Genomic DNA, 26,917 nt, shown 5'->3' with positions numbered 1-26,917 from the left:
ATCGCAACTGTTGGATGGGCATCTCTTGCCAGATGTTTCAGGATTTGTAATTCTACATCCATTGCCCTACTTATCTTCCAGGGTTTTTTCTTTTAATCCTTTTATTTAGAATACTCGGAAAGTGACAGAAGAGGGGTAAATTTCCTACTTCTTTATACTTAATACCAGGAACAAGAGTCATGATAAACCAAGTCGAATTTTGCGGTAACGTTTCTGGATCTGTGGTAACTTGCCAATATTGAACGTCACGGCGCTTGCCAAATACTATTTCTCTAATGTACCTTTTCTCTTGTTGACCATCAGAAAATATACGTTGATAAGGTCGCCAACGGTTATATCTGATTTTCTGACCAGGCGGTAGCCACACTCCATGATTGCTCCGAATCGCCACTACAAAATCTAGTTGTAATTCGCACAACACACTCAGGAAGTTGCGATCGCTTTCACCATACAGACTATCTGCTAGTACCAGCTTGAAGTTAAACCCCATGACTCGGAGTTTTCTAATCCTAGAAGCGGCGATTTCTGGTTTAGTCTGGTAGACATCTAATTCTAGTAATCTTTGTTTAGGTTTATAAACTTCAAACATTAAGGGAAATGTCATACCCTCGAATAAACCATAAGCTGTAACGGCTACTATTCCGTTCTCTATTTTTCCCAAATTGCCAATATATTGCCGTTTGACATAATCTGTTGTACTCCCCTTCTTTGGGTCTCCTGTTTCATCAATTATTAGTATAATTTCTCGCCCTAATAGTACTTGTAGTATCAGTTTTAATCTTGCTTCCCTCAATTGCTCAACTTCCCACGGTGATTCTGTCAAGAAATGCAATAGCCCTTGCTCATTTCTTAAGCCCACCACGCGTGATATTGCTGGTAGAGTTTTGCGTTTAATATCGGAAATCATCCCTACATGAAGATATTTAAACGCCTCAAAACTTCTGACCTCCGGAAATAGTTTTCTGTACCATTCACAGTAATCATCAACAAATTTGATTGTTTCGACAGGCTTTCTTGCCTCAAACATAGACTAAACAAAGCTTTGCGTCATTTCACTCATTTATTCTCTCACGAGAGTGATGGAAGAGCGCTAATTGCAGAAGCTAAATACTTTTTTTCACTTGTGAGAAATCCGGGTAAGAGTATCAGATGAATCCTACATGAAGTAATCTACCGCGTTGTGTCCCTCATCTCTCCTGAAATTTTTCGCTCTCCTTAAATCACAGCCACATTATGCAAAAACCTCAATTACCTTTTTTTGTCCAAGTTCCAATTGCAAAAGTTGGCAAACAGAGCTTGGAGTGATTTATCATCCACTTGAGGCCAGCGAATGTCGGTATCTGCGAGTCCATTGAGGGTATTTTGACAATCGAATATTAAGCTAGGTGTTGCATTTGGCCTTGACTGTGAAGATGTATTTTCTTCAGCCAGCGATACAAATGAATACAAAGCATTATCAGTAGTAATTTCGGTACTGCGAAGTAGGAGAGCTTGCCAATCCTCATAGGAAAGCTGTTGCAGTGGGTAGCCAAATGAGCGGATGCAGTTAATAAATTGGCTCCAAGAAACAGAATGCGAACTAATTAGATGAAAGGCTTTGCCCAAAGATTCTGACTGCTGCGATAGGTGAATTAAAGCTTTAGCGAGATAGTCTACAGGTGTAATTTTTTCCATGCTGTTCATCTGGGGCGCACTTTTGAGTTGAATGCAGCTTTTGATGAATCTGTAAAACAGGTCATTTGAGTTCCAAACGCCGGTTTGGCTGTGCCATGTTACTCTACCAAGCCTGTAGATACTGCAAGGCAAACCGCGATCGCGTGCCATTATGATAATCTTTTCTGCCACCCATTTACTTTGGGTATAGCCACCAAGCAGTCCTTGATAGTGTTCTAGAGGATCGTTTTCTAGAACCACCCCTAATTTGAAATACTCATCTGAGGCGAAAACGCTAGCAGTAGAAATGAAATGCACAGGCTTAATTTTGACTTGGCTAGCTAATCGCAAGATTTCCTCAGTTCCACGCACATTTGCGGCTTTGAACAAAGTGTATGGATAAATGCTATTAACCAAAGCACCATTATGGTAAATCCAGTCAATGTTCTTAGCCATGAGGTGAAACTGTTCATCAGAAAGACCCAAAAGCGGTTGAGATAAATCTCCCAACACCGGAATAATCCGTGAGTTGAAAGATTCCTCCCAGACTAAATAAGCTTTGAGGGTTTCTTTTAAGCGTTGTTTCCCTGCGGTCAAATTAGCACCACGTACCAGACAGTAGATATCTGCTTGAGTTTGTTGTAATAATTCCGCTAGCAAGAAAGCACCGACAAAGCCTGTTGCACCTGTGAGCAGAATTGCCTTTGGTTCACTTACAGGTTGATAAACTAAATTCCCTGGCTTAATTGTCTCGTCTAGGACAACTTCATTCTGTAAGTTTAAAGGAGTAATTTCATTGGCACTAGCAGTAGAATCTGTCCTAGAAGTAGATTCTATAGTTTGAGCTAGTTCAGCGATCGTTGGAGCAGTAAATAAGTGACGCAAAGGTAACTTTATCTGGAAAGTCTCATTTATCTGGGACATCACCTGAATTGTTGTTAGTGAATGACCTCCCAAGTCAAAGAAATTATCTAGAACACCCACTTGCTTCAAATGCAGTGCATTAGCCCAAATATTTGCCAAGACCTTCTCTACAAGGGTACGTGGTGGCACAAAACTTACTGCCAACCCCGTATTGTCCGCATCAGGAACAGGTAAAGCTTTGCGGTCTACTTTGCCATTGGGAGTTATAGGTAAAAACTCTAAGCTGACAAATGCACTTGGAACCATATACTGGGGTAATTTGTCTTTCAAGAAAATGCGTAACTCATTGCTAGTCGATGTTTGCTCCAACTGCGGTACAAAATAAGCTACTAGACGTTTTTCTCCTGGGATATCTTCTCTGGCTACTACGACATTTTCCCTAACTCCGGGATGCTGACTTAGTATTGCCTCAATTTCTCCTAACTCAATTCGGAAACCTCGGATTTTTACTTGATTGTCGATACGTCCCAGGTATTCGATGTTGCCGTCTGGTAGATAACGTGCCAAATCCCCTGTTTTGTATAGGCGTTCGGAAGAGGCGGAGGGGCAGAGGTGCAAAGGGGCAGAGGGGAAAGATTGCTGCAATTTCTCTTCTGCTCCCCTGCTCCCCTGCTCCCCTGCTCCCCTGCTTCGACCGAAGGGGTTGGGGATGAATTTTGCTTGTGTTAACTGTTTTTGATGGAGATAACCTCGTGCCAGTCCCGCACCACCAATGTGCAGTTCTCCAGGTACGCCAATTGGTACTGGTTGTAAATGCGAGTCTAAAATGTAGACTTGCGCGTTGGCAATGGGACGACCAATGGTAACTTCATTATCTTGGGGAGTGCATTTAACAATTGTGGTACAAACTGAGGCTTCTGTCGGGCCATAAGCATTTATAAAGTTTCTCCCCACAGACCAAATTTTTATCAGTTCAGCAGGACAAGCTTCACCAGCGACGATAATTGTTTGCAGATTGGGGAGTTCTTCATTAGGCAGGACTGCTAGGGCTGATGGTGGTAGGGTGACATGAGTAATGCCATTGTCGCGTAATCTCTCCATTAACGGCGCACCAGGGATGATTGAGTCTTTTGTTCCTAAATATAGGGTCGCTCCAGATCCCCAAGCTATGATAATTTCCCAGATGGAAGCATCAAAATTGAGTGATGCAAACTGGAGAACTCGACTATCACAATGCACGCCAAAAGCCTGAATCATGTCTTGAGCTAGGTTAACTAATCCTCGATGCTCAACCATCACACCTTTGGGTTTACCTGTGGAACCTGAAGTGTAAATTACATTTGCGAGATGAGACGGTGTGACTTCACTAACAGGGTTTTTTTGATTGTTAGGATTAGTTTGTGACTCGATTTCATCGATAAAAACCAGTCTGGCTTGATTTGGGGGTAATTTATCTAGGAGTCGCTTTTGGGTCAACACTACCCCAACTTGAGTATCATCTAGGATATAGCTGAGGCGATCGCTAGGATACTCTGGATCGAGTGGCACATAAGCACCACCTGCTTTGAAAATTCCCAATAGTCCCACGACCATTTCTAAGGAACGCTCAACACATATACCTACCAGCGTATCTGGCTTCACGCCCAGAGTTTGTAGATAATGCGCCAAAGAGTTAGCACGACTATTCAATTCGTGGTAAGTCAATTTTTGATTGCCAAACACCACTGCCACTGCATCCGGTATACGCTCTACCTGCTCCTCAAATAACTGATGAATACATTTATCGCAGGCGTAGTCTACTGCTGTATCATTCCAGTCAACTAATAACTGCTGTTGCTCAGAAGCAGTCAACATTGGCAATTGCGAAATCCGCTCGTTGGGATTAGCCACAATACCTTCCAGCAAAGTCACAAAATGACCCATCATCCGTTCGATAGTGCTGCTATCAAACAAGTCAGTATTGTATTGCCACCAGCCTACAAGTCCAGTACTTGTACTGAGCGACTCGTGCCGAGCGGAGCCGAGGTAAGTCGAAGTAGCAGTGTTCTCCATGACTAAGGTCAGATCGAACTTTACGGTAGAAGTTTGAATTGGCAAGTCACTGATAGTTATACCAGTTAACTCAAATTCTGACACGGGAGTATTCTGGAGAACGAACATCACTTGAAACAGTGGTGTATGGCTCATGTCTCGTTCTGGCTGCAATGCTTCTACCAACATTTCAAAGGGCAAATCTTGATGAGCATAAGCCGACAATGCCGTTTCTCGGATGCGCGGCAGTAATTCGCTAAAGCTGGGATTTTCTGCCAAGTTAGTCCGCATCACTAGGGTATTGACAAAAAAGCCAATTAACTCTTCTATCTGGGTGCGATCGCGGTTGGCAATTGGTGTCCCTACCAAAATATCTTCTTGTCCTGTGTAGCGGTAAAGCAAGGTATTGTATGCCGCCAACAACGTCATAAACAAAGTTACACCTTGCTGTTGACTCAGTTTTTCTAACTGTTGGGTCAACTTTGCAGAAAGTCTAAACTCCAGGTGCGCGCCATTGAAAGTCTTCACAGCAGGTCTGGATCTGTCTGTGGGCAATGGCAAGAAAGCGGGAGCATCAGCCAACAGTTGTTTCCAGTAACTCAATTGGCGATTAAGTACTTCTCCTTGCAACCACTGCCTTTGCCAAATAGCAAAATCTGCATACTGAATCTGTAATGGTAACAACGGTGACGATTGCCCTTGAGCATAGGCATTGTAAAGTGCAGTTAATTCATCAACAAACACACTCATTGACCAGCCATCACTGACAATGTGGTGCATACAGACTAACAACCACTGCTCTGTATCAGACAGCACAAATAATGTTGCTCTGATTAAGGCATCAAGAGCTAAGTCAAAAGGCTCATTAGCTTTTTGTTGCAATAATTGTTGTGCAGTAATTTCTCGTTCGCCTGTTACCAGATGTTGCAAGTCAACAACTGTCAGTTTCCAAGGTATATTTTCCTGTTCCCTCCAATGACGAATTACTTGGGTTGGTAGCCCATCAACGACAACAAAGTTAGTGCGTAAGGCTTCATGGCGATGAATAATTTCCCTGAAACTTTGTTCTAAAGTAGCAATATTCACACTTCCGACTAAGCGCAAACCAACAGGGATGTTGTATGAGGCACTATTCGGCTCGAAGTGATCTAAAAACCACAAACGCTGTTGCGCGAATGACAGTGGTATAGCTGCCTGCTCTGCCCTTGGTAAAATGGATGGTTCAGAGAATTTGAGGTCTTGTTGCTGTATTTGCACAATTAATGGTGCTAATTGGGCAATAGTGGGTGCGGCAAATAAGCTCCGCAATGGCAATTCGACTTTCAAGCTGCTGCGTACACGGGAAACCAACTGTGTTGCAAGTAGAGAATGTCCGCCTAGCTCAAAGAAGTTATCATGAATACCTACTTGCCCAACTTTTAGCACTTGCGCCCAAATTCCTGTCAGGATTTCTTCAAGGGGTGTGCGGGGTGCGACATATTTTTCTAATTGCTCGCTAGTTGCTTGTGGTGCGGGTAGGGCGCGACGGTTAACTTTACCACTGGAGGTTAGTGGAAAGGAATCCAAAATAGCGATCGCATTTGGAACCATGTATTCTGGGAGCTTGGATTTGAGGAATTGTCGTACTTCACTGACTGTAGGTGTAGTCTGTGGTTGAGGAACGATGTAAGCAACTAAGCGTTTATCTCCTGGGCTATCTTCGCGGACAACTACACAATTAGCTTGTATTTGCTCGTATTGGCTGAGTACGGCTTCAATTTCTCCCAATTCGATGCGGAATCCCCGGATTTTTACTTGATTATCTATACGTCCCAGGTATTCAATGTTGCCATCACTCAGGTAACGAGCTAAGTCTCCTGTTTTGTATAACAGTGCTGAGTGCTGAGTGGAAGAATTTCCTTCTGCCTCCTCAAATAGATTGGGAAGAAATTTTTCTTTGGTTAATTCGCGGCGGTTGAGGTAGCCTCGTGCTAGGGAAACACCACCAATGTGCAGTTCTCCTGGTACACCTATAGGCAAAGGCTGTAAATACTTATCTAGGATGTAAATTTGGGTATTGGCAATGGGGCGACCAATTGGTGGTAGTGCTGGCCAATTATCCACAGGAGGAGTCAGTGTAAAACTGGTGACAGCATGACTCTCTGAAGGACCGTAATGATTGTGCAGACTACAGCCACTTAGCTGACTCAGCCACTTATAAATTGCAGGTGTAATCTGCAACTGTTCCCCAGCAGTAATGATTTCCCTGAGATAATTAGTAATGAAGTTACTACTAACTGCTACCTCTGCTAGTTGCTGTAAAGCTACAAACGGCACAAACAATCTTTCTATTGCTTGTTCTTGGAGAACAGTTAATAAAGCTGAGGTATCGTGACGTAATTCTTCTGCAATGAGGAGTAAAGTACCTCCAAAACACCAAGTAGTAAAGATTTCTTGGAAGGAGACATCAAAGTTAATCGAAGCAAATTGCAGAGTTTTTGCTCCACGAGAAATTTTGAGATTGTCTTGATGCCACAAAATCAGATTGCAAAGTGCAAGCTGATTCATGGCGATACCCTTTGGTTGACCTGTAGAACCAGAGGTGTAGATTATGTAAGTTAAGTTATTCGCTTGTACGCCAGAGATGAGATTTTCTTGGCTGGATTGAGAAATTAATTTAGCGTCAGTATCTAAACAAACAAGCTGTGCTTGATTTGGGGGCAATTGGTCAAGGAGCGATCGCTGGGTGAGCAATACTTTAACTTGAGTATCCTCTAAAATAAAGCTCAAACGCTCAGTTGGATACTCTGGGTCAAGTGGTACATAAGCTCCCCCCGCTTTGAGAATTGCTAATAGTCCGATGACCATCTCCAAAGAACGCTCTACACACAGACCAACTAAGGTATCTGGTTTGACACCCAAAGACTGTAAATAGTGCGCCAACTGGTTAGCGCAATGGTTTAATTCCTCGTAAGTAAGTTGTAGATTAACTTTTCCAGAACCATGACTGGGCGCGTCTACAAATTCTACTGCTATGGCATCGGGTGTCAGTTCTACTTGCTCTTCAAACAGCTGATGGATGCACTTATGCAGAGGATAATCACCCCTTGTATTGTTCCACTCGACCAGTAACTTTTGTTTTTCTGGTTGTGTTAGCAGAGGTAATTGGGAAATTTGCTGTTCTGGGTTAGCGACAATGCCTTCAAGCAACGTGACAAAATGACTTGTCATGCGCTCAATGGTACTAGCATCAAACAAGTCAGTGCTGTACTCCCACAACCCAACAAGTCCAGTAGGACTGTTCTGTACGATCAAGGTTAAATCAAATCTGGAAGTTGTCAGTTTTACTGGCAATGGACTGACATTTAACCCAGTTAATTCTAATTCAGATGCGATGGGCGCATTCTGGAGAACAAACATTACTTGGAACAGTGGTGTATGGCTGAGATCCCGTTCTGGCTGTAATGCTTCCACCAGCATTTCAAAGGGCAAGTTCTGATGAGAGTATGCCGCCATTGCCATTTCACGCACACGGCTGAGTAATTCACTAAAAGTGGGATTTCCTGCTAAGTCAGTTCGCATGACTAAGGTATTGACAAAAAAGCCAATTAACCCTTCTATTTCACTGCGATCGCGGTTAGCAATTGGCGAACCCACCAAAATATCTTCTTGACCTGTGTAGCGGTAAAGCAGCGTATTGTATGCCGCCAACAACGTCATAAACAAAGTTACACCTTGCTCTTGGCTGAATTTTGTCAGCTTACTAGTTAGTTCGCCAGTCAGGGCAAACTCTTGATATGCCCCGTTGTATGTCTGCACAGCAGGTCTTGGTCTGTCTGTGGGTAAGGATAATAAAGCTGGTGCGTCTTTTAGTTGTTGTTCCCAGTAACTCAATTGGTTTTGCAGTACTTCCCCTTGTAACCAGTTTCGCTGCCACAGTGCAAAATCTGCATACTGAATTGGTAATGGTGCTAATGGGGACGACTCACCTTGAGAATAAGCATTGTACAATGCTGCTAACTCCTGAACGAACACACCCATTGACCAGCCATCAGAGACAACGTGGTGCATACATACACTTAACCATTGTTCGGTAGGAGACAGCACCAGTAATGTCGCTCTGATTAAGGCATCAACAGCTAAGTCAAAAGGCTCATTTGCTTGTTGTTGAACTAATTCATGTGCAGTAATTTCTTTTTCTGTTACTTCGGCTTCTCCTATCGGAGACGCTACGCGAACGTTCAGTACAAGTGCGGGTAAATGCTGTAAGTCAACAATTGAGATTATTCTCTGCTCCCTATTTTCCGAACCTGATTCCCTAATAATTTGAGTTGCTTGTCCGTCAACAGTAACAAAGTTGGTGCGTAATGCTTCGTGGCGATGAATAATTTCAATCAAGCTTTGTTCCAAGGCAGGAACATTCACACTTCCTACTAAGCGCAAAACCATAGGTATGTTGTAGAAGGAACTGTTCGGCTCAAACTGGTCTAAAAACCACAACCGCTGTTGAGCATAAGACAGGCTCAGTTGACTATCTTCTGCTCGCTTTAAGATAGGTGGTGCAGTCAGTTCTAAGTCCTGTTGCTGTAACTGCTCAATCGAATCTGCCAATTCTGCTACTGTAGCTCTGGCAAAAAATTCACGTAATGGTAGTTCGACTTTGAAAATGTTGCGAATACGTGAAACTAATTGCGTTGCTAACAGCGAGTGTCCTCCCAGTTCAAAGAAATTATCATAAATTCCCACTTGCTCTACTTTCAGAACTTGCGCCCAAACTTGGGCTAACAGTTCTTCATTTGGTGTACGTGGGGCAATATATTTGTCTGAGCTGCTGTATGAATCTGGTTTTGGCAGGGCGCGGCGGTCTATTTTGCCATTTGGAGTTAGCGGTAATGACTCCAAGATCGCAAACGCATTCGGGATCGCGTACTCTGGCAGCTTTGCTTTCACAAATTGCCGCAGTTCGCCAATTGTTGGTGTCGAGTCTTGATGCGCTACTACGTATGCAACTAAACGCTTATCTCCTGGGGTATCTTCGCGGAGGATGACGCAACAGGCCTGCACTTGACTATGTTGACTCAGAACTGCTTCAATTTCACCTAATTCAATGCGGAAGCCCCGAAGTTTGACTTGATTATCAATGCGTCCTAAGTATTCGATGTTGCCATCTGGTAAATAACGTGCCTTATCCCCAGTTTTATATAATTTTGACTTTCGACTCTTAAGTTTTGATTTGTCAAACGGATTGGGAATGAATTTTTCTTGCGTTAATTCGCTGCGGTTAAGGTAGCCTTGCGCTAATCCTACACCGCCAATATGTAGTTCTCCTGGTACACCAATCGGTACTGGTTGTAAGTGAGAATCTAAGATATAGATTTGTGTGTTGGCTATAGGTCGCCCAATAGGTACTGTCCTGAGATTGCTATCTAGTTGGCATTGCCAGTAGGTAACATCTATTGCTGCTTCTGTTGGCCCGTAGAGATTGTGCAATTCACAGTTCAAGCGCTCGAAAAAGCGTTCCTGGAGTTCTTTGGGTAGAGCTTCGCCACTACAGATAACTCGTTTTAAACTATGGCAATTTTTTACACTTTGTTCCTCCAGAAAAGCCTGGAGCATGGAAGGTACAAAATGCAGTGTCGTTACCTGCTGTTGTTCGATGAGGTTGACCAAGTAAGCACTATCTTTATGTCCGCCTGGTTTAGCCAAAACCAAACGCGCTCCCGTGAATAATGGCCAGAAGAACTCCCAAACGGAAACGTCGAAGCTAAAAGGAGTTTTCTGCAAAACACAATCTAGGGCTGTTAATTGATAAGCTTGTTGCATCCACAGAAGACGATTGCAAATTCCCAGGTGGGCGTTCATTGCTCCTTTGGGCTTTCCTGTTGAACCGCTCGTGTAAATTACATAAGCTAAGTTGGTTGCTTGTACTGAGGCGATACCTACGGTAAGCTGTGCTAACCCATCATTCTGACTGAATCCAGAAATAGAATGCCAATGAGTATCTAAGCATACAACCTGCGCTTGATGCGGGGGCAATTTTTCTAGTAGTCGCTGTTGGGTCAGCAGCACTGGAACAGCCGCATCTTCTAACATGAAGCTCAAGCGTTCAATTGGATACTCAGGGTCAAGCGGCACGTAAGCCCCTCCTGCTTTGAGAATCCCCAATAATCCCACCACCATCTCTAAGGAACGTTCTACACAAATACCAACCAGCACATCTGGTTTTACTCCCAAAGTTTGTAAATAGTTTGCCAATTGGTTAGCGCGGTAATTCAATTCGTGATAGGTAAGTTGTTTATTCTCAAACACTACCGCTACAGCATCCGGTGTATGCTGAACCTGCTCCTCAAATAACTGATGGATACATTTATCAAAGGGATAGTCTACTGCTGTATCATTCCAGTCAACTAATAACTGCTGTTTCTCTGTGGCAGCGAGCAAGGGCAATTGTGAAATCCGCTCGCTGGGATTTGCCACAATACCTTCAAGCAAAGTTACAAAATGACCTGTCATCCGTTCGATAGTGCTGCTATCAAACAAGTCAGTATTGTATTCCCACCACCCTACTAGCCCAGCAGCAGTGTTCTCCATGACTAAAGTCAGGTCAAACTTGGCAGTAGAACTTTCTACTGGCAATAAACTCACACTTAACCCAGTCAACTCAAATTCAGACACGGGGGCGTTCTGGAGAACGAACATTACTTGAAACAGTGGTGTATGGCTCATGTCTCGTTCTGGCTGCAATGCTTCCACCAACATTTCAAAGGGCAAATCTTGATGAGTGTATGCAGACAGTGCCGTTTCCCGGATGCGCGGCAGTAATTCGTTAAAAGTGCGATCGCCTGAAACTTGAGTTCGCATCACCAAGGTATTGACAAAAAAGCCAATTAACCCTTCTATCTCGGTGCGATCGCGGTTAGCAATTGGTGTCCCCACTAAAATATCTTCTTGTCCGGTATAGCGATAAAGTAGGGTATTGTATGCTGCCAACAACGTCATAAACAAAGTTACCCCTTGCTGTTGACTCAGTTGTTCCAACTTTTGTGTCAACTCAAAAGACAAGGCAAACTGTTTATATGCTCCATTGAAAGTCTGCACAGCAGGTCTTGGTCTGTCTGTGGGTAATGGCAAGAACGTTGGTGCATTCGCCAATTTTTGTTTCCAGTAACCCAATTGGCGATTAAGTACTTCTCCTTGCAACCATTGTCTTTGCCAAATAGCGAAATCTGCATACTGAATTGGCAGTGGTGACAAAGGTAAAGATTGACCCTGAGCATAGGCATTATACAGTGCGGTTAATTCTGTGACAAATACACCCATTGACCAGCCATCAGAGACAACGTGGTGCATACACACACTTAACCACTGTTCTGTAGGAGACAGTACCAGTAATGTCGCTTTGATTAAGGCATCAACAGCTAAGTCAAAAGGCTCATTTGCTTGTTGCTGAACTAATTCCTGTGCAGTAATTTCTTTTTCGGTTGCGGGTAAGTGCTGTAAGTCAACAATTGGTATTATTCTGTGTTCCCTATTTTCCGAACCCCATTCCCTAATAATTTGAGTTGGTTGTCCGTCAACAGTCACAAAGTTAGTGCGTAATACTTCGTGGCGATGAATAATTTCAATTAAGCTTTGTTCTAAGGCTACAACATTCACACTTCCGACTAAGCGCAAACCCATAGGTATGTTGTAAAAGGCACTGTTCGGCTCAAACTGGTCTAAAAACCACAATCGCTGTTGAGCATAAGATAATGGTATTTCTACATTCTTTGCCCGTCGTAAAATAGGTGGTGCTAGTTCTGAGTCTTGTTGCTGTAGTTGTCCAATTAATGGTGCTAATTGAGTAATTGTGGGTGCGGTAAATAAACTTCGCAATGGTAGTTCCACTTTGAAAATGTTGCGAATACGTGAAACTAATTGTGTTGCCAGGAGTGAGTGTCCCCCAAGTTCAAAGAAATTATCATCAATACCCACTTGTCTGACTTTCAGAACTTGCGCCCAAATTTGCGCTAACAATTCTTCAATAGGAGTTCGTGGAGCAATATATTTGTCCCAATTGCTGTATAAATCTGGCGCTCTCAATGCGCGGCGGTCTACTTTGCCATTAGATGTAAGTGGCAAAGAATCTAAGATGACAATAGCATTGGGGATCGTGTACTCTGGCAGCTTTGCTTTCAGATATTGTCGCAGTTCGCTCATTGTCGGTGTAGAGCCTTGATGTGCTACTACGTAAGCTACTAAACGTTTATCTCCTGGGGTATCTTCGCGGACGATGACACAACAAGTCTGCACATCACCATATTGATTCAAGATTGCTTCTATCTCACCTAATTCAATGCGGAAGCCCCGAATTTTTACTTGATTATCAATACGTCCCAGGTATTCGATATTGCCATCTGGTAAATAACGTGCTTTATCCCCAGTTTTATATAAAAGTGCTGTTAGCGGTAGCGGGGCGTTCAGCCCGTGCTGAATGCTGTTAGCGGTAGCGGGGCGTTTAGCCCGTGCTGAATTCTCCCCCTGCTCCCTGCTCCCTGCTCCCCTGCCTCTTCCGAAGGGATTAGAAATAAATTTTTCTTGTGTTAACTCGCTGCGGTTCAGGTATTCCCTAGCTAGTCCATCTCCCCCAATGTAAATTTCTCCAGGGATACCGACACCCACTGGTTGTAGTTGAGAATCTAACAAATAGATTTGTGTGTTGGAAATTGGTTGTCCGATGGGAATAGTAGTCGCGCCCTTTGGGACATCCTGTACTAAGTACCAGGAACTAAAGGTTGTATTTTCTGTCGGCCCGTAAACGTGGAGTAGTTGCTGTGGCGCACCATTGTTGAGGACTTCTTTTACCCATTTCGGATCGACTGCTTCGCCGCCAAATAGAAGATAGCGTAGCGAACTGAAAACAGAAGGGACTTCTTGAGCGATTTGATTGAATAGAGCAGTTGTCAAGAATAACACACTGATATTTTGCGATCGCATAAAGTCTGCAAAATATGCAGGCGAAAGTGCCAAATCTTTGCTTACCCCTACCAACCGCGCACCGTTGAGCAACGCTCCCCAAATTTCAAAAGTTGCCGCGTCAAAAGCATAATTTGAGGCTTGTGCTATGACATCTTCAGCATAAATACTGATATAATTGGTATTTTTAACTAATCGCACTATACCTTGATGGACAATGCTCACACCTTTGGGTTGACCTGTAGAACCACTGGTGTACATCACATAAGCTAAGTTGTCAGTTTTGACACTGGTAGTTAGGTTGTGTCGTGGTTGCTGATTAATAATATCTGAGTTTGAGTCTAAACAAACGATCTGAATTTGGCGATCGCCCAGTCTATGAACTAACTTTTCTTGAGTTAGGATAACTGATAGCTGAGTGTCTTCGAGCATGAAAGCCAAACGGTCAGTTGGATACTCAGGATCGAGTGGTACATAAGCCCCACCCGCCTTAAGAATGCCCAACATTCCCACCACCATTTCTAAGGAACGTTCTACACAAATACCCACCAGTACATCTGGTTTTATACCCAAAGACTGCAAGTAATACGCTAACCCATTAGCACGACTATTCAACTCGCGGTAAGTCAATTGTTGATTGCCAAACACCACCGCCACAGCATCTGGTGTCAATTCTACTTGCTCCTCAAATAAATGATGAATACATTTATCTTGAGGATAATTAGACTCGGTATTATTCCACTCTATTAATAACTGTTGCTGCTCAGACGCGGTTAGTATTGGCAACTGGGAAATTTTTTGCTGAGGATTAGCCACAATACCTTCTAGTAGTGTGACAAAATGACCCAACATTCGGCTAATCGTTTCATCTTCAAATCGACTAGCATCGTACATCATCTTCAGCAACAATTTCTCGCCAGAGGCAACTAAAACCGTTAGAGGATAATTTGTTTGTTCAATCCACCTAAAATTCGAGAGGGAAAAATTGCTATTGCCTTGTAGAGCAGCAGTATCAATAGGATAATTCTGAAAAACAACAATACTCTCAAACAAAGGCGTTCCTCTAGGAACATCACTAAAGCCTTGAATTTCTACTAATGAACTATAGGAATATTGTTCAGATTCTACCTGTTGCGCCTGGAAATCTTTCAACAAACCCAACAATTCTGTATGCTCGGAGATTTGCACCCGCATTGGCAGAGTATTAATAAATAATCCCACCATCGACTCTACACCAACAAGTTCCGGCGGACGACCAGACACAGTTGCACCAAAAACCACATCTGTTTCTTGGCTGTAGCGAGACAGCAACAATCCCCAAGTCGCCTGCACCAGATTACTCATTGTCAATTGATGCTGCTTGACAAAAGACACTACTGCTGCCGTCGCTGATGCAGTTAAGTTAATTTGTTGTTCGCCGTAGCCTGAATATTGCTCCTGCATCGACAATGGTTTATCTACAGTCAAAGGAGTTGGTGTAGTAAAACCTTGGAGTTTTTGTCGCCAAAATTCTGCTGCTAAATCTCGATTTTGTTGTTGTAACCAAGCAATATAGTTGCGGTAGCCCAAAGTTGGAGTGTGAGATAATCTTTCACCTTGAAAAATAGCTTGATAAAAATCTAACAAGTCTTTGAAAACCAAAGGTGACGACCAGCCATCAAGTAATAAATGATGATGACACCAAACAAACTGATAAGTATTCTCATCCAACTGTATTAGATATAGGCGCATCAATGGCGCTTGCGACAATTGAAAACCCCGTTGTCGCTCAGAATCCAGAAAAGCCTCTAATTGCTGTTGCTGCTCTTGCTTAGATAACTCTCGCCAGTTGTATGTTTCGACCTTCACATTCACCTGTCGATACACCACTTGAACTGGCTGGCTCAAAGACTCCCACAAGAAAGCTGTGCGGAAAATAGTATGCCGAGCTACCACTTGCTGCCAAGCTTGCTCGAAGGTTTTTACATCTAGGTTTCCCGTTAAAATGCAAGTTATCTGTTCAAAATATACACCTGAATTTGGAGCATACAAGCTTTCAAATAGCATCCCCTCTTGCATGGGAGATAACGGATAAATATCTTCAATATTTTGCCGATTAGTTTTGCTAAGTTCTAATTTCATAGATTTTGTAATATTTGATCTAGTTCTACTTGGTTAAGGTTGATTAATGAGAAATCTGTAGGCGTATAACCTACATTTTCCGGTGATAAACAATGAGTAATTAGTTCTTGCAAGGTTGCTACAAATTCTTGGGCAAGATTCTCAATCGTTTCGTGCCGATGGATATTACTGCTGTATGTCCAATCTATTTGCAGTTGTTCGTTAGCAATGATGGCGTTAATGTCTAGCAAATAATGGCGCTGACCTTGTAAACTCTGGCTGTTTCCGCTAGGCTCATCAGCCAGTTGCATCAGAGAGGATGTATTCACAACTTGAGCAAATTGTCCCAAATAATTGAAGCTAATTTCTGTTTGGGGAACTTTCTCTAGCTGGGCGCTAATTTCTGCATCAAGATTCAGATAACGCAATAAGCCATAGCCAATGCCTTTGTTAGGAATTGCACGTAATTGTTCCTTAACTGATTTTAAAGTAGTACCCAGATCGTCCTTGATTCCCAGTTCCACAACTACTGGGAAAATCGTTGTAAACCAACCAACAGTGCGTGATAAGTCTACACCATCTACAATCTCTTCCCGCCCATGACCTTCTAAGTTGAATAATACTGACTCAGAGTTAGTCCATCTGCTTAACACCAGCGCTAGGGCAGTTAACAAGACATCGTTAATTTGTGTTTTGTAAGCTTTCGGGACATCTTGCAGGAGTGCTTGGGTTTCTACTTTGTTTAATGACACTGAGATTGTCTTAGCCGATACAGTAGTATTTACTCCTTGTGCATAGTCTACTGGGAGGGAATCAACTGCATCGTAAGATGCACTCAACCAATAATCTAGTTCTGTTTTCAAAACTTCTGATTGAGCATATTCTGTCAACTGTTGCGCCCAATCTTTGAAGGATGTGGTTTTAGCAGGTAGTTGAATGGTCTTGCCTTGACTGAGTTGCTGATAAGCTGTCTGCAAATCTTCTAACAATATCCGCCAGGAAACACCGTCTACTACTAGGTGGTGAATTATTATTAATAATCGCGCTTTTTTGTCAATACCTAGCCAGAAAAATGCTACTTGTACGAGATTTTCTGAGAGGTTTAAACTCGCTTGTAATTCGTTAGCTGTGGTTTCAATAGAATTTTCTATCTCAGTTTTTGGAACTGCCGATAGGTCAAAACGGGAGATAGTAATGTTATCTGTTGGGTCGGCATGAATTTGCTGCCATATTATATCTGTTTGGGTGAATCTTAGTCTGAGAGCATCGTGATGTTTTAGTAGTTGCTGCCATACTTGCTCTAATATTTCTAGGTTGAGATTGGATGGTACTGTGAGGAGAAATGATTGGTTGAAGTGGTGTTTCTCTGGTAATTTATGCTCAAAAAACCAATTTTGAATTGGTGTTAGGGGTAATTTCCCTGTGACTAATCCTTGTTCAATTAACAGTGCTTTTGTTGTGCCTGCGACTGTGGCTAATTGAGCGATCGTTTGATTGGCAAATAGTTGTTTAACTGTTAGTTCTATTCCAGCTAGTTTTGCTCTGGTAATAATTTGAATGCTGAGGATGGAATCTCCACCTAGTTCAAAGAAGTTATCGTGTATGCCTATTTGCTCTACTCTTAATACTTGCGCCCAAATTTCGGCTAATTTTTCTTCAATGGGGGTGCGCGGTTGTACTATATCGATTTCTATTCCTGTGCGTGCTTCTGGTTCTGGTAGGACGCGACGGTCTATTTTGCCGTTGGGTGTTAGGGGTAGGGATTCTAGGGTGACGAAGGCACTTGGTACCATGTATTCTGGCAGTTTTCCTTTGAGGAAGCTACGCAGTTCGCTAACTATGAGTGTTATCTGTGGCTGGGGTACTATGTAGGCGACTAGGCGTTTATTTCCGGGAATGTCTTCGCGGGCTATGATACATGATGTTTGCACATGGGGATGTTGGTTGAGTGCTGCTTCGATTTCTCCCAACTCAATGCGGAAACCCCGGATTTTTACTTGATTATCGATGCGACCCAGGTATTCGATATTGCCATCTGGTAGATAACGTGCTAAGTCCCCTGTTTTGTATAAGCGTTCTCCTCCCCTGCTTCCACTGAAGGGGTTGGGGATAAATTTTTCTTGTGTTAATTCTGGACGGTTGAGGTATCCTCTTGCTAATCCTGCACCACCAATGTGCAGTTCTCCTGGTACACCCACAGGTACTAGTTGTAAGTTTTGGTCGAGTATGTAGATTTGCGTGTTGGAAATTGGACGACCAATGGGGACAATTTGTGGATGAATTTCACGCTGACAATTCCAGAAAGTTGCATCAATACAAGCCTCTGTTGGGCCGTAGAGATTGTGTAAAATTACATCTAGCTTGCTTAACAAGCCTTCTTGCAGAGTAACGGGTAAGACTTCACCACCACAGAACACGTGTTTGAGGGAGTGACAAGTTTCAATTCCTCCCTGTTCTAAAAGCATTTGCAGTAAAGATGGAACAAGTTGAATAGTAGTTACCTGCTGCTGGGCAATTAACTTTAAGAGATAAGCACTGTCAGTATGACCTCCTGGTTCAGCTATTAACAACTGTCCGCCTGCTAACAATGGAGCGTAAAATTCCCAAACTGAGGCATCAAAGCCAAAGGGAGTTTTTTGCAGTACTTTGTCTTTTTTAGTCAGGGGGAATGTTGCTTGCATCCAGAACATGTGGTTGCAAAGGTTACTGTGAGATAGTATTACCCCCTTCGGTTGACCAGTAGAGCCAGAAGTAAAAATAATATAAGCTGTATTACTAGCTTGCACGTCAGCAATTGGATTCTCTTGGCTAAACTTAGCGATCGCAATCCAGTCTTTATCTAAGTGGACTACACGCGCCTGATGTTGGGTAAGAGACTCAACTAGATGCTGTTGGGTAAGTAGCACGGAAACTTGAGCGTCTGCAAGCATGAACGAGAGACGGTCTTGGGGATACTCAGGGTCAAGTGGCAGGTAAGCACCACCCGCCTTGAGAATACCAAGTAATCCCACCACCATTTCTAAGGAGCGTTCTACACATATCCCCACTAGTCCATCCGCTCCTACACCCAAAGACTGCAAGTAATGGGCTAATTGGTTAGCACGACAATTCAACTCGTGGTATGTCAATTGTTGATTCTCAAACACCACTGCGACTGCATCGGGTGTACGCTCCACCTGCTCCTCAAATAACCTATGAATACATTTATCTTGGGGATAATCTACTTGAGTATCATTCCACTCCACTAATAACTGCTGTTGCTCAGATGCTGTTAAGATCGGCAATTGTGAAATTCGCTCACTGGGATTGGCGACAATACTTTCCAGCAGAGTTACAAAATGACCTGTCATGCGTTCGATAGTGCTGCAATCAAACAAGTCAGTGTTATACTCCCATCCTCCTACTAGTCCAGTGGTAGTGTTTTGTATTGATAAAGTTAAATCAAACTTTGCTGTAGAATTTTCTATTGGCAATAAACTGGCAGTTAACCCAGTAAACTCTACTTCAGATGTGGGCGCATTATTGAGAACGAACATCACTTGGAACAATGGTGTATGGCTCAAGTCCCGTTCTGGCTGTAATGCTTCCACCAACATTTCAAAAGGCAAGTCTTGATGAGCATAAGCCGACAATGCAATTTCCCGGATACGCGGGAGTAATTCGTTAAAGCTGAGATTTTCTGCCAAGTTAGTCCGCATGACTAGGGTATTGACAAAAAATCCAATTAACCCTTCTAGCTCGGTGCGATCGCGGTTAGCAATTGGTGTCCCCACCAAAATATCTGTTTGTCCCGTGTAGCGGTAAAGCAGGGTATTATAAGCTGCCAACAGCGTCATAAACAAAGTTACCCCTTGCTGTTGACTCAGTTGTTCCAACTGTTGGGTCAACTCAATAGAGAGTGTAAACTCCAGATGTGCGCCATTGAAAGTCTGCACAGCTCTTCTTGGTCGGTCTGTGGGTAATGGCAAGAATGTGAGTGCATTTGCCAACTGTTTTTTCCAGTAACTCAATTGCTTGTTCAGTACTTCCTCTTGCAACCATTGTCTTTGCCAAATAGCGAAATCTGCATACTGAATTGGCAGTGGCAACAAGGGTGACGATTGACCCTGAGAATAGGCATTGTACAGTGCTTGTAACTCCTGGACAAACACACCTATTGACCAGCCATCACTGACAACATGGTACATACACACTAATAACCACTGTTCTGTATGAGACAGCATTACTAATGTTGCTCTGATTAATGCATCATGAGCTAAGTCAAAAGGTTGAATTGCTTGTTGTTGCACTAATTTCTGTGCAGCAATTTCTTGTTCTCTCCACGGTAAATGCTGCAAGTCAACAACTGTAACCGTCCAATTTGTTGCTGTTTGAATTATTTGTGAAGGCTTTCCATCAACAGTAACAAAGTTGGTGCGTAATGCTTCGTGGCGATGAATAATTTCTTGTAAGCTTTGTTCTAAGGCAGCAACATTCACACTTCCGATTAGACCCAATCCGAAGGGAATGTTGTATGAAGCACTGTTCGGCTCAAACTGGTCTAAAAACCACAAACGCTGTTGAGCGAACGATAGTGGTAATTCAGTATTCCCTATCCTGGGTAATATGGGCGGTGCAACAAGTTCTAAATCTTGTTTGTGTAATTGCTGAATCGATGGTGCTAACTCGGCAATTGTGGGTGCAGCAAATAAGCTCCGCAATGGTAGTTCTACTTTCAAGCTGTTACGCACACGGGAGATGAGTTGCGTTGCTAGTAGTGAGTGTCCCCCTAGCTCAAAGAAGTTATCATGTCTACCTACAAGCTCTACTTTTAGGACTTGTTGCCAAATCAGTGCCAGTACTTCTTCAATTGGGGTGTGAGGCGCGACATATTTCTCTAATAATTCGCTACTTGGCTGTGGTGCTGGTAGCGCGCGACGGTCTATTTTGCCGTTGGGGGTAAGCGGTAGGGACTCCAAGATGACTATTGCGCTTGGTACCATGTAGTCTGGTAACTTTTTCTTGAGGTCGCTACGTAGTTCGCTAATTGTGAGTGTTACTTGTGGCTGGACTACAATGTAGGCAACTAGCTGCTTGTCACCCCTGATATCTTCACAGGCTATGACACATGATGCTTGCACATTGGGATGTTGGCTTAGTACTGCTTCAATTTCTCCCAACTCAATGCGGAATCCCCGGATCTTTACTTGGTTATCGATACGTCCCAAGTATTCTATTTTGCCATCTGGGAGATAACGAGCCAAGTCCCCTGTTTTGTACAACCGTTCTCTCCCCCTGCTCCCCGAAGTTGCTCCACTTGGAGAAACCCCAAGACCGCACTTCTCTCCTGCTCCCTGCCCCCTGCCTCCACTGAAGGGGTTAGGAATGAATTTTTCTTGTGTTAACTCTGGTCGGTTGAGATAGCCTCTTGCTAATCCTGCACCACCTATGTGCAGTTCTCCTGGCACACCTACAGGTACTGGTTGTAAGTTTTGGTCTAGTATGTATATCTGCGTATTGTCAATTGGACGGCCAATAGAAATCAAGCTTTCATTGGATTCGAGTTGACATACTGATGACCAAATAGTTGCCTCTGTTGGGCCATAAAGGTTCCACAAAGAAGTGCTCTTGTCAAGCAATTGATTAACTAGATCCCAAGGTAAAGCTTCACCGCCGCAAAGTATTTTTAGATTGCTAAACTGGTAGTTGGAGTCTAAAAGCAATCTCCAAGTAGCTGGAGTTGCCTGCATAATCGTTGCTTTAGACTTAACTAGCAAGTCAAATAATTCTCTTCCATCAAGGGTCACGTTACGACTGGCTATGACCAGACATGCACCTACAGTTATGGGCAGAAAAATTTCTAAAGCAGCAATATCAAAGGAAATAGTAGTGATTGCAAGCAGTGTATCTTGTTTTGTTATTCCTGGGCGCTGCTGCATAGCAGAGAGGAAATTACTCACAGATTTATGTGAGATTTGCACACCTTTGGGTTGACCTGTAGAACCGGAAGTATAAATCACATAAGCTAAGTTACTAGCTTGGACATCTGCGATCGCATTTTCTTGAGTCAACTGAGAAATCAACTGCCAATTAGTATCCAAGCTTACAAGCTGCGCCTGACACTCAGGTAATTTTTCAACTAAATGATGTTGACTCAGCAGCACTGAGACTTGAGCATCTTCCAAGATAAAGCGCAAACGCTCTTGGGGATATTCTGGGTCAAGTGGTACGTAAGTCCCACCTGCCTTGAGAATGCCCAACAGTCCGACCACCATCTCTAAAGAACGCTCCACACAAATGCCCACCAGCACATCTGGTTTGACACCCAAAGACCGCAAATAATGCGCCAACTGGTTGGCACGACAATTCAATTCGTGGTACGTCAATTGTTGATTCTCAAACACTACCGCCACGGCATCTGGGGTACTCAAACACTGTTCCTCAAACAACTGATGAATACATTTATCTTGGGGATAATCTACTTGAGTATCATTCCACTCCACTAATAACTGTTGCTGCTCAGATGCTGTGAGCATTGGTAATTGCGAAATCCGCTCGCTGGGATTTGCCACAATTGCCTCAAGTAGTGTTAGAAAATGACCAGTCATGCGCTCAATGGTGCTGCTATCAAACAAGTCAGTGTTGTACTCCCACCACCCAAAGAGTCCACCGGGAGTGTTTTCCATTGATAAAGTTAAATCAAACTTTGCCGTCGTGATTTCTATTGGCAATCCACTGACACTTAACCCAGTCAACTCTATTTCTGACATGGGAGCGTTCAGGAGAACGAACATCACTTGGAACAATGGTGTATGGCTCAAGTCCCGTTCTGGCTGCAATGCTTCCACCAACATTTCAAAGGGCAAATCTTGATGAGCATAGGCGGATAATGCCATTTCTCTCAGGCGCGGGAGTAACTCGTTAAAACTGGGGTTCCCTGCTAAATCAGTCCGCATCACCAAAGTATTGACAAAAAAGCCAATTAGACCTTCTAGCTCAGTGCGATCGCGGTAGGCAATTGGTGTCCCCACCAAAATATCTTCTTGTCCGGTGTAGCGATAAAGCAGAATATTATACACCGCCAACAACGTCATAAACATAGTTACACCTTGCTGTTGACTCAGTTTTTCCAACTGTTGGGTCAACTCAACAGACAGAGTAAACACATGATATGAGCCATTGAAAGTCTGCGCAGCAGGTCTTGGTCTATCTGTGGGTAGTGGCAAGAACGTGGGTGCATTTGCCAACTGTTTTTCCCAGTAACTCAACTGGTTTTGTAGTACTTCCCCTTGTAACCATTGTCTTTGCCAAGTAGCAAAATCTGCGTACTGAATCGGCAGTGGCAACAGGGGTGATAGTTGACCTTGAGAATAAGCATTATACAGTGCTTCTAACTCCTGGACAAACACACCTATTGACCAACCATCACAGACAACGTGGTGCATACACACACTTAACCAATGTTCTGTAGGAGACAGCACCACCAATGTCGCTTTGATTAATGGATCATGAGCTAAGTCAAAAGGCTCAATTGCTTGTTGTTCCAGTAATTTCTGTGCAGCCGTTTTTTGTTCTGTTACTTCTGCTGAGGCAGAGGCTTCGCCAACGACTTCACTCAGTACATGTGTTGATAAATGCTGCAAGTCAACTACTGTTACTGTCCAATTCGTTACCGTTTGAATTATTTGTAAAGGCTTTCCATCAACAGTAACAAAGTTGGTGCGTAATGCTTCATGGCGATGAATAATTTCAATTAAGCTTTGTTCTAAGGCTGCAACATTAAAAGTTCCTACTAGACGCAAACCTATGGATAGGTTGTATGAGGCACTGTTCAACTCTAACTGGTCTAAAAACCACAAACGCTGTTGAGCAAATGACAGTGGTATTTCTGCATTCTCTACCCGCCTTAAGATGGGTGGTGCTGACAGTTCTATATCTTGCTGCTGTAACTGCTGAATCAATGGCGCTAACTGAGCAATTGTTGGTGCAGCAAATAAACTTTGCAATGATATTTCTACTTTTAATCTGGTACGCACGCGGGAGATGAATTGCGTGGCCAGTAGTGAGTGTCCTCCTAGTTCAAAGAAGTTGTCATGTCTGCCTACAAGCTCTACTTTCAGAACTTGCTGCCAAATCACTGCTAGGATTTCTTCGATGGGGGTGCGTGGAGCTACATATTTGTCTGATAATTCACTACTTGCCTGTGGTGCTGGGAGAGCACGACGGTCTATTTTTCCGTTGGGGGTTAGGGGTAAAGATTCTAAGATGACGAAAGCACTTGGTACCATATATTCTGGTAGTTTTTCTTTGAGGAAGCTACGCAGAATGCTGATTGTAGGTGTCACCTGTGGCTGGGGTACGATGTAGGCTACTAGGTGCTTGTCACCAGGAATATCTTCGCGGGCTATGACACATGATACTTGAATATGGGGATGTTGACTCAGTGCTGCTTCAATTTCTCCCAACTCAATGCGGAATCCCCGGATTTTTACTTGGTTATCGATACGCCCCAGGTATTCTATTTTGCCATCTGGGAGATAACGAGCCAAGTCCCCGGTTTTATATAATTTTGAATTTTGAATTTTGAATTTTGAATTGTTGAAGGGGTTAGGAATGAATTTTTCTTGTGTTAATTCTGGGCGATTAAGATAGCCGCGCGCTAATCCTGCACCACCAATGTGCAGTTCTCCTGGTATACCCACAGGTAGTGGTTGTAAGTTTTGGTCAAGTATGTATATCTGGGTATTGTCAATTGGACGACCAATGGAAATTTTTTGGTCTTGAGTAGTGCATTTAGCGATCGCTGCACAAACACTCGCTTCTGTTGGCCCGTAGGCGTTGAAGAAGTTTCTTCCTGTAGACCATTGTCGCATCAGTTCAAGAGGACAGGCTTCTCCGGCGACAATGATTGTTTGCAATGTTGGCAGTTCTTCTTGTGGCAGGACTGCTAGGGCTGAAGGTGGTAGGGTGACATGGGTAATGCGATCGTTCTTTAATCGGTCAATTAAAGGCATACCCGGCATGAGAGAGTCTTTTGTTCCTAAGTAAAGTGTTGCCCCCGATCCAAAAGCCATCAAGATTTCTGATATGCAAGCATCAAAACTAAAGGAGGCAAACTGGAGAACTCGACTATCACAATCCAAACCAAAAGTTTGAATCTGAGCTTGAGCTAGATTGCACAATCCTCTATGCTCAACCATTACTCCTTTGGGTTTGCCTGTGGAGCCGGATGTGTAAATCACATTCGCTAGATGAGTAGGTGTTACTACCTCAATCGGGTTATTGGGTTTGTTTTGCAGAATTTGTTCCCAGACTTCATCTAAACAAATCAGTTTTGCCTGATACTCAGGTAGTCGATCGCAAAGTCGCTGTTGACTCAGTAATATTGAAACTTGAGCGTCTTCAAGCATGAACGAGAGACGGTCTTGGGGATACTCAGGGTCAAGTGGTAGGTAAGCCCCACCCGCCTTGAGAATACCAAGTAGTCCCACGACCATCTCTAAAGAACGCTCTACACAAATCCCCACTAGCACGTCGGCTCCTACTCCCAAAGACTGCAAATAATGCGCCAAAGAGTTAGCCTGACAATTCAATTCGTGGTACGTCAATTGTTGATTCTCAAACACCACTGCTATTGCATCTGGTGTACGCTCTACCTGCTCTTCAAACAACTGATGGATACACTTATCAAAGGGATAGTCTACTTGAGTATCATTCCACTCAACTAATAACTGCCGTTGCTCAGATTGTGTTAACAAAGGTAATTGGTCAACTCGTTGCTGAGAATTTGCTACAACTGCTTCGAGCAAAGTTACAAAATGCCCCATCATCCGCTCAATGGTGCTGTCATTAAACAGGTCGGTGTTGTAATTCCATGTACCTTTGAGTGAGCTTGGCTCCTCAAGAATACTTAATGTTAAATCAAATGCAGCCCCTTTAGACTCTGGAATTATTAATTCCAAAATTAAACCATCGATATCTATATCTATATTTTGGTGGGAGTGATGCCAGACTAAAGTTACCTGATAAAGCGGCGAAAAACTGGGGTTGCGGACAGGTTGCAGTTGCTCCACCAGCAGAGGAAAAGGATAATCCTGATGGTCTAGGGCATTTAATACACAAGAGCGCGATCGCCTCAGCAACTCTTGAAAAGTCGGTTTTCCTGAAAGGTCTCCTCGCAAGACAACAGGATTAGTAAAGTAACCCACAATATTTTCAAACTCTGAACGGCTCCGATTCACCATTGGAGAGCCAATTAAAATATCTTTTCGATCGGTATAACGTAGTAATAGTATTTGTAATGCTGTTAATAAAAGTATATAAAGAGAAGCACCAACTCTATTTGCCAATTCTGCAAGCTTTTGCCGCAGTTCTTCTTCAACAGTAAAAAAGCGGGAAGCACCATTAAAGGTTTGGCTTTGAGGTCTTGGTCGGTCTGTTGGTAAATTTAGCAGTGGCAACTCACCAGATAGTTGTTGCTGCCAATAAGTCCGCAAACTTTCTCCTTGCGAGCTAGCGAGTATTTGCTCTGACCACTTGATGTAATCTTGATACTGATAGTTTTGTGCTGATAGTTGAGCTGCTTCACCTTTTGCGTAGGCGTAGCCCGTCGTAGACATCGCTTGATACAAGACTTTCAGTTCACCAATTGTGATTTCTAAAGACCGGAAATCCCCTACTATCTGATGTAGCGTGACTAAAAGAATATGTTCTTTGGTTGCTAATTTATCAGTTTTAATATGGTTAATTAATAAGTCAAAGCGCAATATCGGGCCCTGTTCTAAGTCAAAGGGGCGATCGCTTTTTTCTGAGAGCCATTTGTTTACATCGTCTTGGCCGAGATCGAAAGCTTCTTCGATGCTAAAGTCAACTTGCTGATTTTCGTGAACTGTTTGTACAGGTTCGCCGTCAATGCTTGCAAAGGTAGTCCTCAAAAGTGGATGCCTTTGAACTAGAGCTTGTGCTGCCTGCTTCAGGGCAGGAATATTTAAATTTGTGACTAATTTTGCTGCATATATGGCGTTGTAAGCGGTACTACTGGGTGCTAATTGATATAACAACCAAAGTGCTTTTTGACCATGAGAGAGGGGATAAGTCGCAGCCTGATTAGTACTCTGGGATAAAATTCGGATAATTTCTGGTTCAGATTGCTTTATTTCCCGCAATAACTCAGGGGTTAGTGAATCTTCGGGCGATCGATAGCGCAGTTTGTCTCCATCAACCCACAGTTCAATATTCTTTGCTGAAATATTTTCTAGAAGCTCTGTTAAATTCATGATTTCACTCTAATCGATGCTAATTTTAATAAATTAATAATTTTCCTCTAAAGCTACTCTCATCATCCCTTTACTTCAAA

2 protein-coding genes and 1 pseudogene are annotated in these 26,917 nt (G+C 43.2%); all 3 read right to left on the bottom strand.

The genetic code is table 11. The features are described 5' to 3' along the window. Window positions 1-139: 139 nt before the first annotated feature. Window positions 140-1,027, bottom strand: a pseudogene (locus tag RMY31_RS12455) (IS701 family transposase); the annotation flags it as partial. Window positions 1,028-1,248: 221 nt separating this feature from the next. Then, entirely contained in the window at window positions 1,249-15,603 is a 14,355-nt protein-coding gene (locus RMY31_RS12450; protein WP_409877895.1) for a non-ribosomal peptide synthase/polyketide synthase, read from the bottom strand. Then, window positions 15,600-26,837: an amino acid adenylation domain-containing protein gene (locus RMY31_RS12445; protein WP_409877894.1), complete on the bottom strand. Its 11,238-nt coding sequence runs from the start codon at window positions 26,835-26,837 to the stop codon at window positions 15,600-15,602. The genes RMY31_RS12450 and RMY31_RS12445 overlap by 4 nt, the downstream gene beginning before the upstream one ends. Window positions 26,838-26,917 lie beyond the last annotated feature (80 nt).

Origin of the sequence: Dendronalium sp. ChiSLP03b (genome assembly GCF_034531165.2) — a bacterium.
Lineage (GTDB): Bacteria > Cyanobacteriota > Cyanobacteriia > Cyanobacteriales > Nostocaceae > Dendronalium > Dendronalium minutum.
Note: the sequence above shows the minus strand (reverse complement) of the source record. Positions and strands in the feature narration are given on the sequence as shown.